15 protein-coding genes are annotated in these 15933 nt (G+C 64.3%); 6 read left to right on the top strand and 9 right to left on the bottom strand.

Translation table 11 applies throughout. The features are described from left to right. Positions 1 to 139: 139 nt before the first annotated feature. The 4 genes from ACQR1W_RS08525 to ACQR1W_RS08510 all read right to left on the bottom strand — a co-directional run bounded on the left by ACQR1W_RS08525 (position 140) and on the right by ACQR1W_RS08510 (position 7048). Entirely contained in the window at positions 140 to 1084 is a 945-nt protein-coding gene (locus ACQR1W_RS08525; RefSeq protein WP_434850341.1) for a DUF817 domain-containing protein, read from the bottom strand. Positions 1085 to 1943: 859 nt separating this feature from the next. Further along, positions 1944 to 4091, bottom strand: a complete 2148-nt coding sequence (rpoD, locus tag ACQR1W_RS08520) for an RNA polymerase sigma factor RpoD (RefSeq protein WP_434850340.1) — start codon at positions 4089 to 4091, stop codon at positions 1944 to 1946. Positions 4092 to 4509: 418 nt separating this feature from the next. Next, positions 4510 to 6516, bottom strand: a complete 2007-nt coding sequence (gene dnaG, locus ACQR1W_RS08515; RefSeq protein ID WP_434850339.1) for a DNA primase — start codon at positions 6514 to 6516, stop codon at positions 4510 to 4512. Between the two features lie 118 nt (positions 6517 to 6634). After that, positions 6635 to 7048: a gamma-glutamylcyclotransferase family protein gene (locus ACQR1W_RS08510; protein ID WP_434850338.1), complete on the bottom strand. Its 414-nt coding sequence runs from the start codon at positions 7046 to 7048 to the stop codon at positions 6635 to 6637. A 141-nt stretch (positions 7049 to 7189) separates the two neighbouring features. On the opposite strand from ACQR1W_RS08510, the gene ACQR1W_RS08505 reads away from it, so the two are divergent. Further along, positions 7190 to 7993: an N-formylglutamate amidohydrolase gene (locus ACQR1W_RS08505; protein ID WP_434850337.1), complete on the top strand. Its 804-nt coding sequence runs from the start codon at positions 7190 to 7192 to the stop codon at positions 7991 to 7993. Positions 7994 to 8011: 18 nt separating this feature from the next. On the opposite strand, the gene ACQR1W_RS08500 is transcribed toward ACQR1W_RS08505, so the two are convergent. Then, positions 8012 to 9424, bottom strand: a complete 1413-nt coding sequence (locus tag ACQR1W_RS08500) for a PLP-dependent aminotransferase family protein (protein ID WP_434850336.1) — start codon at positions 9422 to 9424, stop codon at positions 8012 to 8014. A 29-nt stretch (positions 9425 to 9453) separates the two neighbouring features. Here ACQR1W_RS08500 and ACQR1W_RS08495 point away from each other — a divergent pair, with 29 nt between their 5' ends. Then, the gene (locus tag ACQR1W_RS08495; RefSeq protein ID WP_434850335.1) at positions 9454 to 9657 is read left to right on the top strand and encodes a DUF1127 domain-containing protein; all 204 of its coding nucleotides are present in this window, start codon (positions 9454 to 9456) and stop codon (positions 9655 to 9657) included. Between the two features lie 12 nt (positions 9658 to 9669). Beyond that, entirely contained in the window at positions 9670 to 10518 is an 849-nt protein-coding gene (locus ACQR1W_RS08490) for a PhzF family phenazine biosynthesis protein (protein ID WP_434850334.1), read from the top strand. A 226-nt stretch (positions 10519 to 10744) separates the two neighbouring features. Here the strand turns inward: ACQR1W_RS08490 and ACQR1W_RS08485 are convergent, their stop codons facing one another. From ACQR1W_RS08485 to ACQR1W_RS08475, 3 genes are all read right to left on the bottom strand, one after another. Next, on the bottom strand, positions 10745 to 11365 hold the full coding sequence (locus ACQR1W_RS08485; protein ID WP_434850333.1) for a LysE family translocator: 621 nt from the start codon (positions 11363 to 11365) through the stop codon (positions 10745 to 10747). Between the two features lie 450 nt (positions 11366 to 11815). Beyond that, entirely contained in the window at positions 11816 to 12391 is a 576-nt protein-coding gene (locus ACQR1W_RS08480; protein WP_434850332.1) for a hypothetical protein, read from the bottom strand. A 7-nt stretch (positions 12392 to 12398) separates the two neighbouring features. Continuing rightward, positions 12399 to 13835, bottom strand: a complete 1437-nt coding sequence (locus ACQR1W_RS08475; protein WP_434850331.1) for an LVIVD repeat-containing protein — start codon at positions 13833 to 13835, stop codon at positions 12399 to 12401. 123 nt (positions 13836 to 13958) lie between these two features. Between ACQR1W_RS08475 and ACQR1W_RS08470 the strand changes: the two genes are divergently transcribed. The 3 genes from ACQR1W_RS08470 to ACQR1W_RS08460 are packed head-to-tail and all read left to right on the top strand — an operon-like array spanning position 13959 to position 15252. Next, positions 13959 to 14273: an ArsR/SmtB family transcription factor gene (locus ACQR1W_RS08470; protein ID WP_008967638.1), complete on the top strand. Its 315-nt coding sequence runs from the start codon at positions 13959 to 13961 to the stop codon at positions 14271 to 14273. Further along, positions 14266 to 14736, top strand: a complete 471-nt coding sequence (locus ACQR1W_RS08465) for an SRPBCC family protein (RefSeq protein WP_434850330.1) — start codon at positions 14266 to 14268, stop codon at positions 14734 to 14736. The genes ACQR1W_RS08470 and ACQR1W_RS08465 overlap by 8 nt, the downstream gene beginning before the upstream one ends. A 3-nt stretch (positions 14737 to 14739) precedes the next feature. Next, positions 14740 to 15252 (top strand): SRPBCC family protein, encoded by a 513-nt coding sequence (locus ACQR1W_RS08460; protein ID WP_434850329.1) that lies wholly within the window; start codon positions 14740 to 14742, stop codon positions 15250 to 15252. Positions 15253 to 15442: 190 nt separating this feature from the next. On the opposite strand, the gene ACQR1W_RS08455 is transcribed toward ACQR1W_RS08460, so the two are convergent. Further along, on the bottom strand, positions 15443 to 15865 hold the full coding sequence (locus ACQR1W_RS08455; RefSeq protein ID WP_434850328.1) for a hypothetical protein: 423 nt from the start codon (positions 15863 to 15865) through the stop codon (positions 15443 to 15445). Positions 15866 to 15933: the final 68 nt, after the last annotated feature.

The following is a 15933-nucleotide window of genomic DNA, read 5'->3' as shown; positions in this document are numbered from 1 at the left end:
CTTAAGCAACCGGTCCGGTCAGCCGATCGGCTCCTCGTCATGCGCGGGCTTGACCCGCGCATCGACGTCTTTCTTCGGTCAGTGGACAAAGACGTGGATGGCCGGGACAAGCCCAGCTATGACGCCGTGGGTGCATAGCCTATGCCGCATCCCTCTGCTCCTGCGGCAGCGCTGCTTCCTCATCAAGCACCTGCATCTCGTTCGGCCGGTTGATCAGGCTGACCAAGGTGTAGCTGATGATCAGCAGCAGAAACCACGAGCCGAGCTTGGCGAACGAGACCATGGCCCAGCCGTGGCTTTGCGACGGGTAGAGCCAGGTGCAGGTGAAGGTGCCGATGTTCTCCGACAGCCAGATGAACAGCGAGACGAGCACGAGGCCAAGCAGCAGCGGCATCGACCGATGCACGCGCCAGACCCGGAAATGCACGGTGGCCGGACCGATCAAGAGCGCCGCCAGCACGAACAACACCAGGCGCAGGTCGAAGCCGTAATGGTCGAGAAAGAAGTTGAGGTAGATCGCAGCGCTTAAAGCTATCAGCCAGCGGCGCTGCGGATGGTCGGTGAAGCGGAAGTCGAACAGGCGCCAGACGCGGCAGATGTAGCTGCCGATGCAGGAATACATGAACCCCGAGAACAGCGGCACGCCGCCCAGCCGGATGAGGCTCGGCTCCGGATAGATCCAGGAGCCGGTCGCGGTCTTGAACAGCTCCATCGCCGTGCCGACGAGGTGGTAGATGAGGATGACCTTGGCCTCCTCGAGCGTCTCCAGCCTGGCCGCGAGCAGCGCGGCCTGCACGCCGAGCATGCAGAGGAAGAGGAAGTCGTAACGCGCGAGCGGCGCGTGCGCCGGATAGAGCTTCCAGGTTGCCAGCATCAGCGCCACGGCGATGCCGCCAAACAGACAGGCCCAGGCCTGCTTCACGCCGAAGCGGAGGAATTCGTAAGTAGCCGCGGTCCAGGGCTTCTGCGCGGCCGCTTGCGCCAGCCGCGCTTCGGCGGCGATGAAGGGACGCAGCGATACCCAGATCGCGGCTGCGCTGGCGGGCGTGGCAGTTTCAACAGATTGGTTTTTAGTATCGCGCATGTTGGCCCTGGCGGCAAAGCAACACGCGCATGTTTAGCAAGCGACAGACCGCGACCGCCTCCGTAAAGCCTGGCCGGTTTCAGCCAGCATGCGGACAAATCAGCACAGCTTTAGAGATTCAGTAGCCCGCATGAGCGAAGCGACATGCGGGATTGAAGAACCGCTCATTCGGGATACGCTTGCTCCCGGAGCGATGCACACATTTTCGCACATAGTTCGCTCAGCAATTGCGGCGACGAGCGGATCAGCGCGAGCTAGAAATTTTTGCCCCTCACATCGGAGAAACCATCCAACTCATCGACGTCGCTTGAAGTTCGGAAGATAAGAAGCGGTGTTAATAAATGTGCCCTCTCCCCTTGCGGGAGAGGGCATCTCCGGCCATCCACGCCCGCGATTGGGTGAGGGGTATCTCTCCGCGAACGATGCTCGACGGAGAGATACCCCTCACCTGACCGATCTTGGCGCGCTTTCCTACATGCCCTCTCCCGCAAGGGGAGAGGGCGCTGTATCGCACAGTAGTAGGATGAGCAAAGGCCCGCCTGCGATATTCTCTCGCCTTGCTCCGGCGTTGAGCGCGCCGTGCCACCGCCGCGCATTGATCGCGCGCTTGATGGTGGGCACGCGCTGCGCGCTTTGCCCACCATCCACGCTTGCAAATACTGGCGGCACCGCACCGCTCGTACCTGCTCACGAACTCCGCAGACCAATCGCTGAGCACGAGCGGACAATAGCTAACGATCCCCAGGACGACGCCTTGGCTGCTGGTCTTAACAAAAAACGGCGGACCTTTCGGCCCGCCGCTTTGTCTCGATGGATTGCCGGGTCAAGCCCGGCAATGACAGTCAGAACTGACCGACGATCAGTTATCCAAGAAGCTCCGCAGCTTCCGCGACCGTGACGGATGCTTCAGCTTGCGCAGCGCCTTGGCTTCGATCTGGCGGATGCGCTCTCTCGTGACCGAGAACTGCTGGCCGACCTCTTCGAGGGTGTGGTCGGTGTTCATGCCGATGCCGAAGCGCATGCGGAGCACGCGTTCTTCGCGCGGGGTGAGCGAGGCGAGCACGCGCGTGGTGGTCTCGCGCAGGTTGGACTGGATCGCCGCATCGATCGGCAGGATCGCGTTCTTGTCCTCGATGAAGTCGCCGAGATGGCTGTCTTCCTCGTCGCCGACAGGCGTTTCGAGCGACAGCGGCTCCTTGGCGATCTTGAGGACCTTGCGCACTTTCTCCAAGGGCATGCCGAGCTTCTCGGCCAGCTCCTCCGGGGTCGGCTCGCGGCCGATCTCGTTGAGCATCTGGCGCGAGGTACGCACGATCTTGTTGATCGTCTCGATCATGTGCACGGGGATGCGGATGGTGCGGGCCTGGTCGGCGATCGAGCGGGTGATCGCCTGCCGGATCCACCAGGTGGCGTAGGTCGAGAACTTGTAGCCGCGGCGATATTCGAACTTATCGACCGCCTTCATCAGGCCGATATTGCCTTCCTGGATCAGGTCGAGGAACTGCAGGCCGCGGTTGGTGTATTTCTTGGCGATCGAGATCACCAGGCGGAGGTTGGCTTCCACCATCTCCTTCTTGGCCTGGCGCGCCTCGCGCTCGCCCTTCTGCACCGAATGCACGATCTTGCGGAATTCGACGATCTCGAGCCCGGTGAGCGCGGCCAGCGACTGCACCTCCTGGCGCAGCTCCTTGATGCGGTCCTTCTCGTGGTGGACGAAGTTCTTCCAGCCTTTTGCTGAAAGCTTCGACACGCGGTTGAGCCAGCGCGGATCGAGCTCCGAGCCCTGATAGTTGCGCAGGAAATCCTCGCGCGCGACGCCATGGCTGTCGGACAGCCGCATCAGCCGGCTCTCGAACGAGACCAGCTTCTTGTTGATGTCGTAGAGCTGCTCGACCAGCGAGTCGATGCGGGCCTGGTTGAGCCGCAGCGACTTCACCTCGACGATGATCTCATCCTTGAGCTTCTTGTACTTGCGCTCCTGCGAGGGCGAGAGCGACTCGCTCTGCAGCTGGTTCTGGATGTCCTGCTCCTGCAGACGGCGCAGCTTCTTGTACTCGCTTGCGATCTTGTCGAAGGTCTCGACCACCTTCGGCTTCAGCTCGGCCTCGATGGCCGCAAGCGACATCTGGTTTTCGAACTCGTCGTCCTCCATGTCGGCTTCGGCCGCGGCCTCGCCCGGATCCTTCTCCTCGACGTCGCCGCCGACGGCCGGCGCGGGACGGAACGGGGTCGGCTGCGGCGGCGCTGCAGGCGGGGCGACATGGGTGGCCGCGACATGCGCGGGCGCAGCCCCTTGCGGCACGGGCGCGCCGGCCTCGGCGGGGTCACCCTCGCCATCGCCGCCGGGCGCCGCGATCTGCGGATTCATGCCGCCCTTGGCCTCGGGACCGGCATAGGTGGCCTCGAGATCGATGATGTCGCGGAGGAAGATCTTGCCTTCGTTGAGCTCATCGCGCCAGATGATGATGGCCTGGAAGGTCAGCGGGCTTTCGCACAGGCCTGCGATCATCGCCTCGCGGCCGGCCTCGATGCGCTTGGCGATCGCGATTTCGCCCTCGCGCGAGAGCAGCTCGACGGTGCCCATTTCGCGCAGATACATGCGCACGGGATCATCGGTGCGCTCGCCGGGCTCCGACTTCTTGACCTCGGTGACGGCCTTCTGCGTGATCTCGACGAGCTCGCTGCTCTCGTCGTCGTCACCGTCGTCCTTGTCATCCTCGCCCTCGGCGTCCTCGGCTTCGGTGACGTTGATGCCCATGTCGGAGAGCATCGACATGATGTCCTCGATCTGCTCCGGCGAGGTGGTGTCGGAGGGCAGCACTTCATTGAGCTGATCGAAGGTCACGAAGCCGCGCTTCTTGGCCTGCTTGATCATCTTCTTGACGGCGGCGTCCGACAGGTCGAGCAACGGGGAAGGCGCATCGGTGGCGTCCTTCTCAGGCGTATCCACCGCCTTGTCGTCCTTTTCCTTGTCTTTCACCTGCAGCGTCTTTGCCTTCGTGGCCATTCAATGCTCCCGAAACGCGCCCGCTTTGCCTGTGGCAATCTCACACCTTGGCATTGCGGCACCCGCCTGATCTACTTACTGTCCTCGACGCGGAAAGGGCGGCGCACTTTAACGTCGCCACCCCCTAATTTCTGTCACCGGTTTGTCCCTTTGAGGCCCGGCGAACGCTTTTTTGCACGTGATGCGGTTTTGCCACGCGACGTGTCTGCAAAAGCGATACCGGTTTTGCCATCGGACAACGCGCCCGCAACGCCATCCAGCGCGACGCAGCTTCCGACGGCCCCAGCGACCCCTCTTTCGAAAATGCTCCGGACCCCTTAAACTTCGCTTAACCCTGTTTTTGAAGCCAAACCATGGGTTTGGCGAGTCTTTTTGCGAGGCCCGCAACTCGCGAGCCCGCCGTCCGACCGAAATGTGCTTAGACGTTCCGGCTGAACCGGCCCGACAGTTCCCCGAATCCCTCGATGAGCGCTTCGGTTCCGTCCACCTCGGCCATCCTGGCCTTCACGTCCTTCAGCCAGCCCAGATTGGCGTCGCTCGGGTCGTCCCCAAGCGCCAGCTCGGCATCTTTCAGCTCCCTAAATAATGTGTGCCACTGCCTATGCAAGGCAACTAGTTGATGCCAGGTGGCAAGAACATCTTCCCGCGCCGCGCCCGGCCTGGCAGCCCACACCGCCCCGGTGGTGATGGCACGCTCAACCCTTTGAAGGATTTGTGAAAAACCGGCCTTCTCCAAGTCGGCGCGCATCTTCTCGGCCTGCTCTTCCGGGTCCGGCGAATGGTGATGATCGTGGGCGAAGGCGGCGATGATGGCGGCGCGCAGCTTGTGCGCCTCCGCATGCGGCAGTTCCAGCGCCGCGGCTTCCTCAAGATGGTCGTGCAGCAGCCAGGGATGATTAACCAGACAGAGCAAAATCAGCGCCTCGCGGCGCGAGATCGCCGAGCGCTGGCCGCGCATGAGCGGGCTCGCGGCGAGCTGCGGGCTCATCGCCTGGTAGGGTCCGCGCCCGAGCGGCGCCCCTGTGGATAAGCCGCCGCCACGGCGGGGGCCTGTGGACAACCGCCCGGGCGACTGTCCGGAACCGGGACCGCGCGGGGCAAAACGGCGTCCTGATTCGGCACCGTAGGCGCGGCCGAAGCCGCGGCCGCCCTCCGGCGCGAAGGCGCGCGACAGCCGTTGGGAGAGGTCCTGGCGGTAGTAGCGACGCACCACCTCGTCGCGGATGCCGTTGGTCAATTCCCCGATCCGTGCCTCCAGCGCGGCCCGCCGTTCCGGCGTGTCGAAGCTGCCGCCCTCGATCTCGCGCAACCAGATCACCTCCGCGAGCGGCTTGGCGACGGAGAGCACCTCCTCGACCGCACTGCGCCCACCGGAGCGGACCAGATCATCCGGATCTTGGCCTTCCGGCAGCAGCGCAAAGCGCAGGCTTTTGCCCGGCTTCAGATGCGGCAGCGCCAGGTCCGCGGCGCGATAGGCGGCCTTCTGGCCGGCACGGTCGCCGTCGAAGCAGAGGATCGGCTCGTCCACCATCTTCCAGAGCAGCGCCAGCTGGTTCTCGGTCAGCGCGGTGCCGAGCGGCGCCACGCTGCCGGCAAAGCCGGCGGTGACCATCGCGATCACGTCGACATAGCCTTCCACGACGATCAGCGGCGCATCATTGTGCGCAGCCTGGCGGGCGGTGGCGAGGTTGTAGAGGTTGTCGCCCTTGTGGAAGAGCGGCGTCTCCGGCGAGTTGAGGTATTTGGCCGGAACGTCCTTCTCCAGCGCGCGGCCGCCGAAGGCGATGACACGGCCTCTGACGTCGGTGATCGGAAACATCACGCGGTCGCGGAAGCGATCATACGGCACCGGGATGTCGTCGCCGCCGATCAGGAGCCCCGTCTCCACCATGTCAGTGACGGGAATGCTGTGGGACCCCAAGAATTCTTTCAGCGCGAAGCGCTCCGGCGGCGCGTAGCCGAGCCGGAACTGCAGCTGCGTCTGCGGCAGGACCGCGCGGTCGGCGAGATAGCCGCGCGCCTTGGCGCCCAGCCGTGACGCCAGCGTATCGGCGAAGAATCTCGCCGCGAGCTCCATCACGTCATGGAGCGTTTTCCGATGCTGCTCATGCCGCGCGGCCTCAGGCGTTGCCACCGGCAGCGCCAGGCCGGCCAGGCCCGCCAGTCGCTCCACGGCCTCCGGGAACGAGCAGCCCTCGGTCGCCATCACGAAGTCGAAGATGTTGCCGTGCTTGCCGGAGGAGAAGTCGTGGTAAAAGCCCTTCTGGTCGTTGACGTAGAAGGACGGCGTCTTCTCCTGCTGGAACGGCGACAGCCCCTTATATTCGCGCCCCGCTTTCTTCAGCTTGACGCGGCGGCCGACCACGTCCGAGACCGGAAGCCGGGCGCGGAGCTCGTCGAGAAATTCCTGCGTGAAGCGGGCCATATGGGTGAAGGCGCCTTTCGGCCGATGTCAGGGCATAGGCATATAGGAGCAGTTCACAAAAAGTGAATCGAATCGGCGTTGTCCGGGCTATTCACAGGTCTGGCTTTGTTGCCGGCTGTCATCGCTCCAGGAACCGGCCCGTGCTGATCCGCGGCAACTTCTCGACCGGCCAGTTGTAGAGGTAAGTCCAAGCTGTCTGAATTGAGCCGTCGCACGCGCGGCCGTCGGCTACCTGCACGCTGAGCAGCCGGCGGACATATTCGGTCGGCTCGGCAAACCGCTCGCCGCAGGCCTCATACATGTCGAGCTCGCGCAGCAGCGCGAGAGGCTGGCGCAGGCGATACAGCTCGCCATGCACGATGTCGGCGGCCTCGTCGGAAGAGACGAGGCCCGGATAGTCCTGCGCGAGATACAGCCGGCCGCGGCACCAGGCATCCCCGAGAAAGTCGGCATTGGCCGCCAGCAGCCGCGCCATCGGATGATCGAAGCCGCGCATCAGGGAGCCGTAGACGAAGAGCAGGTCGGAGGTCATGCCCCGTCTATAGCCGTCATCGCGAGCGATGCGAAGCGATCCAGGGAACAATCGCGGAGCTTCGCCCGCGCCGCACGGCTGGACTTTCCTCCGCCCGATTTTAGAACCATTCTGCCGTCCCTGAAGACCTCGAATCACGTCATGGATGCTCAAGGCAACGCCGCCACACCTGTCCTGCTCGGACCCGACGAGGTCCTGCCGGTGCTTGAACGACATGTGAGCGGCCGCTCGCCATTCCTGTTCGCCTGCGATCACCACGGCCGCGCGCTCCCGCGCGTGCTCGGCGATCTCGGCCTGCCCGAGAGCGAGCTCGAACGCCACATCGCCTGGGATATCGGCATCGCCGGTGTAGCAGAGGCGGTAGCGGAGGCGCTCGATGCGCATCTGATCGCACAACGCTATTCGCGCCTCGTGATCGACTGCAACCGGCCGCCGAAGGCGCCGAACTCGATCCCGATGATCAGCGAGCGCACCACGATCCCGGGCAATGAGGGGCTGACGCATGAAGCGGCCGAGCTGCGACGCCGCGCCATCTTCGATCCCTATCACGATCGCATCAACGCGGTGATCGAGGCGCGAACGCGCCAAGGCAAGCCGACCATCCTGATCGCGCTGCACAGTTTCACGCCGGTCTATTCCGGCATCGCCAGGCCGTGGCATGTGGGCACGCTCTACCAGCGCGACCGCACCCTGCCGCCGCTCCTCCTGAAGGCGCTGCGCGCGGAGCCCGAACTCGTGGTCGGCGACAACCAGCCTTATGCCGTGAGCGACGCCACCGACTACACCATCCCCGTCCATGGCGAAGCGCGCGGGCTGATCTGCACGGGAATCGAGATCAGGCAGGATCTGATTGCCGAGGCCGAAGGCCAGCAGCAATGGGCCGAACGGCTGATCCGGATCTTTGGCGAGATCGAAGCGGCGCTGCGGACGCAGGGTCTGGTGTGACCCTGCGCGGCGAAGCTCCTACTCCGTCATGTCGCTCTCGTCCGGACGTGCGGACAGCAGGCTGGCGAGGCGCATCAAGGCGGTGCGCAGCTCATCATGGCTCGGCAGTCCGAGCGCAAGCCGCACCGCATTCGGCGAGTGGCCGTGCGCAATGGCGAAAGCGCTCGCCGGCGTGATTGCGATGCCGGCGCGCGCCGCGGCGGCCGTCAGCGCCTCAGCGCGCCAGCCATCGGGGAGATTGAGCCAGACGTGATAGGAGCGCGGGTCGGCCTCGATGTGATAGCCGGCGAGACATTCGGTGACGATCGCCTGGCGCACGAGCGCATCGGAGCGCTTGCGGCGGGTGATTTCGGCGGCGGTACCGTCCGCCAGCAGTCCCATGCCGGCGGCGAGCGCCAGCGATGTCACCGACCAGGCCCCGGTGCGCACCGTCGCGGCGAATTTCTCGCGCAGCCGTGAGGGGACATAGAGGAAGCCGACGGCGATGCCCGGCGCCAGCCGCTTGGCGAGACTGTCGACGATGACCGCCCGCTCCTCGGCCTGCGATGCAATCGGCGGCGCGTCGCTCAGAAAGCCATAGACGAGATCCTCGATGATCATCAGGTCGAGCTTGCGCACCAGGCGCACGATCTCCTCGCGCCTGGTCTCGCTCATGGTGTGGCCGAGCGGATTCTGCATCACAGGCTGGATGTAGATCGCGTTCAGCGCGTGCGCCCGGTGCGCCTTGAGCAAGGCGTCGCCGCGGATGCCCTCGCCGTCCATCGCGATCGGCACCAGGGTGACGCCGAGCCGGGCGGCGATGCCCTTGACCATCGGATAGGTCACCGCCTCGACGCCGAGCCGGCCACCGACCGGCACCAGCGCCGACATGGCCGTAGCCAGCGCTTGCCGGCCGCTGCCGGCGAACAGGAAATTCTCGGGCCGCGGCCGCAAGCGATCGGAGGTGAAGAATTTTGCGCTGGTGCGTCCGGCTTCGACCAGGCGGCGCTGCGTGATCGGCGCCAGCACCGTGGCCAGCACCTCCGGCCGCTGCCAGCTTTGCAGCGATTTGCCGATCAGTACGGCCTGGTCCGGCAACGTCGGAAAATTGAATTCGAGATCGATGCGGCCATCGAACGGCTCGAGCCGCAGCGCTGGCAGCGGCGCCTGCGGTTGGCCGGCGACGAAGGTGCCGCGGCCGACCTCGCCGACGACGAGGCCCCGGCGCAGCAATTCGGCATAGACCCGCGCCGCCGTGGACGCCGCAATCCCGCGCTCATAGGCGAACTGCCGCTGCGGCGGCAGCCGGTCGCCGGCCCGGAGCCGTCCGGCCGCGATATCGGCAGCAATGGCATCGACGAGAGCCGTATAGGAAACATTCATGCTATATTGCTCCGAGTGCAATGTTTTAATTGCACCGAGATTTGTACTGCGCGATTGCTCTTCGAACAATGATGGTCTTGAAGAGCAATAGGTGACACATGGCATATTCCCTGGCGCAGCGTTGGGCAACCGCGCAGACTGCCCACGGAGAAGGCACGCTGTTGCAGCGTCCGCAGATGTGGCTGCAGCGCTGGTCCTGGCGGCGCGAATTGACCAAGCTGGATACCGACCAGATGCGTGACTGCGGGCTCGATCCCGAGGCGGTGCGTCACGAGGCGGCAAAGCCGTTCTGGCGCGCGTAAGGAGCCCATCACATGCCGACATTGCCGTTCCATCAGGTCGACGTGTTCTCCGCAGCTCCCTTCAAAGGCAATCCGCTCGCCGTGATCGCCGGGGCCGATGGCCTCGACGATGTGACGATGCAGCGGATCGCCAACTGGACCAATCTGTCGGAGACCACGTTTCTGCTGCAGCCGCGCGAACCAGGCGCCGACTATCGCGTCCGCATCTTCACGCCGCAGCGTGAACTGCCGTTCGCGGGCCATCCGACGCTCGGCTCCTGCCACGTCTGGCTGGCGCTCGGCGGCGCGCCGAAAGGCGAGCATGTCGTGCAGGAATGCGGCGCCGGCCTGGTGCGGATCAAGCGCGACGGCGCAAAGGAAAATACCAGACTTACGTTCGCGGCCCCGCCGCAGCGTCACTCCGGTGAGGTCGAGCCCGAGCTGAAAGCCCGCATTGCGCAGGCGCTTGGGGTGACCGAGGCTTCGTTCCGGGCCGCGCAATGGGTCGACAACGGGCCCGGCTGGGTCGCGGTGCTGATGGGCTCACGCAGCGAGGTGTTGGCGCTGAAGCACGATGCGAGCATCCTACCGAACCAGTCCCTCGGTGTGGTCGGACCGTGGACCCCCGCAACTGACGGCAACGAAGTGCAGTTCGAGGTCCGCGGCTTCATGGGCCGCGGCGGCGAGGATCCGGTGACCGGCAGCCTCAATGCAAGCCTGGCGCAATGGCTGATCGGTGCCGGAATTGCACCGAGGCAATATGTCGCCGCGCAGGGCACAGCGCTCGGCCGCGCCGGCCGCGTGCACGTGACTCAGGAGGGCGAAACGATCTGGATCGGCGGTGACGTCACGACCTGCGTGAAGGGCACGATCAGCGCGTAGGGACGAACTCGCGGTATGGGTGGGCACAGACATTTCCGTTGAACCAACACATTCGGCTGTCGCCCCTGCGAAAGCAGGGGCCCATAACCACCGGCCGGCGTTCGATGCGAGTGCTTATGACATCCTTCATCGCAACAAATTTCTGCTGCGGCGTATGGATCCCGGATCGCCCTCGCTGCGCTCGGTCGTCCGGGACGACGGCGGTGAATGTCTTGGCGTCTGTCTATTAGCGCGACCGCGTCAGCGCGAGCCAGACGCCGCCGCCGATCATGAAGCCGCCGGAGACGCGAGACACCAGCCGCGTGCGCTGCGCCGAGAACAGTTTGCGCGCGCGGCCTGCGAGCAACGCATAAGCGCCGTCGGTGAGGCCCGCGATCACCATGAAGGTGACGCCGAGCAGCGCGACCTGCGGAACATGGTCGCGGCTCATGTCCATGAACTGCGGCAGGAAAGCGCCGAAGAACACCATCACCTTCGGATTGGACAGCAGCACCACGAGCCCCTGCAGAAAGAAGCCGCCGCGCGGCGGCGGAGGCGGCGCCTCGCTGGCTGCGATGCCCTCGACGGGAAAGCGGATCAGCTTGATACCGAGCCACACCAGATAGGCCGCACCGAGCAGCCGCACCCACTCGAACCAATAGCCCATGGTTGCCATCAGCGACGTCAGGCCGACGGCAACGACGCCGATCGCAATCGCGAGCCCGGTCTGCACGCCTGCGATATTGACCAGCGCGGCGCGGGTGCCGTGGCGCAGCCCGTTGGCGATCACCAGCGTGACGACGGGACCCGGCAACAAAGCAAGTGCGACGCAGGCGGCGAGGAAGGCGAGATAGGCTTGCAGGGACATGGCGGGGGCTCGTATGTGAGGAGAACTTCTGCATTAATGCACGGCCGCTACGCGAGCGGAAGTGCCCGGCCACGAGTCCTGATCTGAACAGAGTTCCGACGAGAATGCCGCAGCATGACGATGGGCTGGAACGCAGAAGCCATATCCTCCGCCGATGTCGAGATCGTCAGACGAGCGCTCTGCGCCGCACTTGAGGGTCCTTTCTTTCCTGACTGGGAATTTCACACGCTTATCGGCGTCGACCGAAACACTGCGAGCGAAGTTCTGGCGGCATGGCCTCAACGAACGGTTGCACCAGATGACTTTCGGTACGCGGTGATCGGGGTACTGAATATAATCTTCTTGGATATCCTCATGGAAGGGACGAAGAACTTCTCACCTATGTCCCCCAAGGCCGGGAAGCCATTCAGAATACATTGACTCGCTTGATCGCGGCTGGCGCTTGAGCCTTCACTTCCCGCTTCCCACCGTCGACAGCATCCAGCGCTGCACCTCCTGCGAGGCCAGGAACTGCTGCGCGGCCTGTTCCAATAGCGGCTGGACGGCCGAGCCCTTGATCACGGCAACCATCAGGTCGCAGCGGTGTGACAGCGCAAAGCCGATCGCGCTATGCGGGGCGCCCTCGCCGGACTCGAGATCGTAGCTGCGCGCCCGACCGCCGAGCTCGGCAATACGAACCGCCTGGCCCGGCGCACGCGCCGTGAAATGCGGGTTGATCAGGTCGATATCGGCGACGCGGTCGACTTCGTCATCATCGGCGACGCCGGTGTCGCAATTGCAGAAGCCGAGCTTGGCGCGAAGGTAGATCTCGCTGTCCTGGGCGCAGGCGGCAGACTGGCAGCGAAAGGCGCGGCCCGCAGGCCAGCCATCGCGCGGGAACGGCCAGGCGATCTCGCGCCAGCCGAGCTTTCCGGTCCCCATCTCCCGCTGCCGCGCGGCGCGCGACTGCATCGTCTCGAACACGAGCACCGCCCAGGCGACACTGAGCGCAAGCAGTGCGATCACAAGCAGCGGTTGCGGTCGCATGGCGATCTCACGGCAGGCCGGCGATGGCACGCGCCTCGCCGGTCATTTCGAGAACATGCAGGCCGGTGTTGGCGCGATCGACCGCATAGATATAGCCGCGATCGTCGGTCTCGACATTGTTGGTCTGGATCGCGACCTTGCAACGTTCCTCACCCTCGATGGTGACGCAGCGCTTGTCGGTCTTGTCGGTGATCGACGGGATGAAATAGCCGACCTCGCGCGGATGATAGGGGTCACGAATGTCGAGCGCGCGCACGCCGGCATTGAAGAAGGCGATGAAGGCGAGTTTCTTGTAGTAGACCGGTGCCATGCTCTCATTCGAGGAATGCGAGCCGAAGCGGCCGCCGCGGCTGCAGAAATGGCAGCTCTCCTCCGGCACCGTATAGCTCGAGATCATCATCGGCCGGGCCTCGGTGGTGACGTCGGCGAACCACACCATCTGCCGCGGCTCGCCGCATTCGTTCTGGATCGCCTCGTCGACGATCATCACGATGTCGCGCGTCCCGCCATCCTTGTCTTTGGCAAATTCGGCGATCGGCATCCCTTTCATCGGGAACGTGGTGTGCGCGCCGTTGAAGGCCGACATCGGCATGCGCGAGATCTCGGGATAGCGCAGATTCTCCGGCGTCGGCTCCTTCGGCCCGTTGAGCAGCCTATCGCGATCGACGATCTGCAACATCCCGCCCTTGTTGGTGCCGTAGCCGAAATAGACCCGATTGCCTTGCGGCCCCAACGAGATCGGCCCGTGCAGTTCGGTCGGCACGGCGCCGGTCGCGCCCGGCTCCTGGCCGGGAAGCCCGAAGTCGCGGATCTTGACCGGATGCGCGGGGTCCGAGAGATCGTAGACCTGGGTCATGCGGCGCACCCGCCAGTCGGGCGCGCCGGAGACCAGAAAGGCGATGCCGGTGTCGCATTCCCACCAGCTCTTATGCGTGTCCTTCAGCCCACTGAGCCGCGTCACCAGCACCGGATTTTCGGGATCGGCGACGTTCCAGATCTCATGCGCCTCGCTGCCGAAGGTGCGCAGCAGATAGACCGCATTGCGATCGCCCTTCGGCAAGGTCTTGCCGTCACAGACGCGCACCATCTGCGCGCCGCCCCCCTCATACTTACCCTCCTGCCCCGGGATGTGATGCAGATAGCGCGGATGCGCGGGATCGGTGACGTCGACGATCGAGGTGCCGTTCGGCTCGGCCTTGCCGGTCATCGGATTGACGGGATCGGGAACGGCCTCGGTGCCGCCATGATGGCCGATATAGGCGATCCAGCGGTCGCCCTGATGATGGATGGTCGGCTGATAGGCGCTGCGCGCCTGCAGATCGTTGTAACCGACCAGTCTCATATTCGAAGCCTCAGGCGCGGCTCCGATCACCTGCTGCGCCGACGCGGCAACGGGCGCAACGAAACTGAGAACCAAGACCGCCAAGCCGACGCGACGTTGCATTCGTTCCCACCCTTCTTCTCGTCACCGGTCTGATCGCCGGCTGGCTCCAACCTAACACGGCCAAGGCGGACGCCGAACACACGCTCTTGACATGCAACCATTTGGTTGCCTAATGTCTTGACCATGGACGACGTCTTCAAGGCGCTGGCGGACGCATCACGGCGCGCACTGCTCGATCGGCTGCATGCGCGCAACGGCCAGACGCTGACCGAGCTCTGCGACGGCCTGGCAATGACGCGGCAGGCCGTGACCAAGCATCTTGCGATTCTGGAAGCGGCCAACCTGGTCGCGACGATCAGGCACGGCCGCGAGAAGCTGCACTATTTGAATCCGGTACCGATCCACGAGATCGGCGAGCGCTGGATCAGGAAATTCGAGCGCGGAAAACTGGCCGCGCTCAGCGAGTTGAAACGGCAATTGGAGAGGCGTGATGAGTAAGCCCGAATTCGTCTATGTCACCTATATCGAGACGACGCCCGATGCATTGTGGCGGGCGCTGACGGACAGCACCTTCTCGCGGCAATACTGGTTCGGCACCGAGTTTCGAACCGACTGGAAGGTCGGTTCCCCGTTCGCGCTGGTCATGAACGGCACGACAACCGATGTCGGCGAAATCCTCGAATTCGATTCGCCGCGTCGCCTCTCCTATACGTTCAAACATGTCCTGGACAACGAGTTGCGAAACGCAGGGCCCACCATCGTCGTGTTCCTGCTTGAGCAGCACGGAAAGTTCATCAAACTGACGCTGACCCATGAAGGCTTTGTCGGCGCAGACGCAGTGAAGCTGCTCGACGGCATCTCCAAGGGCTGGCCGGCGATCATGTCGAGCCTCAAGAGCCTGTTGGAAACCGGCACGGCGCTCGCGATCCCCACGTCCGCGCTCGGCATCGAGGGAGTCTGAACCATGGACATCAGCGCGTTCAAACCCGAGACGGTCTACACAATCTACATCGCCTCGACGCCCGAGAAGGTGTGGCAGGCGCTGACCTCAGCCGAGTTCAGCCGGCAATATTTCTTCGGCAATGCGGTCGAGATCGATCTGAAGGTCGGCGGCAGCTACATCGTGCGGACGCCGGATGGGGCGCTGCATATCAGCGGCGAGGTCATCGAATGCGAGCCGCCGCGCAGGCTCTCCGTCACCTTCAACGTCAACTGGCCGGCGCTGATCGAGGCGCTCGGGCAGACGCTGGTCACTTATGAGATCGAGCAGATCGGCGACGCCGTTCGGCTCACCATGATCGAGGCGCATGAGCGTCCGCTCGCTGATGACATCCTCGAAGGTGGCCGGCAGGGCTGGCCGGCGATCCTGTCCAGCCTGAAGAGCTTGCTGGAAACAGGACAGCCGCTGGTCGTGAAGATGGCGCCGCCGGCAAAGATGCTGGCGGCGCTGAAGGCGTTGGGGATCGCGGTGCCTTAGCGAATTCGATGTCGTCCCGGCCTTGAGCCGGGACCCATAGCCCGCGGCCGAAGTTTTGCGCGAAGAAGAATTGGCAAACATCCCGCCACACGATCGCGCCCTGTGGTTATGAGCCCGGCTTTGGCCGGGGCGACAGCTAGAACGTGGACGATGCGTCGAAGGCGGCCGGCAGGGCGGGCCGGCGAGTCTGCTACGGCACGGCAGCGATGTAAGGAATGCTGGCGACGACAGCGCCGACCTGGATCGCATTGCTCAGCATGCCGCCCCAATGCAGCCGGCGCAGGCCACGCACGGCATTGGCGTCGCCGGCATCCCGGTCGCTGATCCGCGCGTCCATCTGATGCAAGAACCAGCGGCGGGAGACGATCGCAAAACCGGCGACCAGACCGATCCCGAGGGCCAACATGGGACGTTGATCTAACAGGACGGCGATCGTGCCGATGGCGCCGGCAATCGCCAGCGCCACGAAGTAGGAATCGAACATGCCGCGCAACAGCCGCGTGACGGGCACGATATCGAGCCTCACCAACAGAAAGGCCGGCGCAGCCAGCAGGAGATAGAACATCGGAAGCAGCAGGATGATTGCGGCGAACAAAGCGATGTTGTCTGGCATCGTACCCTGCCCTTACTTCACGTGCCGGCCTGATCGTTGAGCCGTATGATGCACCCGTCCAATCCTCT

The sequence above is a fragment of the Bradyrhizobium sp. HKCCYLS1011 genome (genome assembly GCF_051167795.1).
Classification (GTDB): domain Bacteria; phylum Pseudomonadota; class Alphaproteobacteria; order Rhizobiales; family Xanthobacteraceae; genus Bradyrhizobium.
This window is presented reverse-complemented; position numbering and strand designations above follow the sequence as displayed.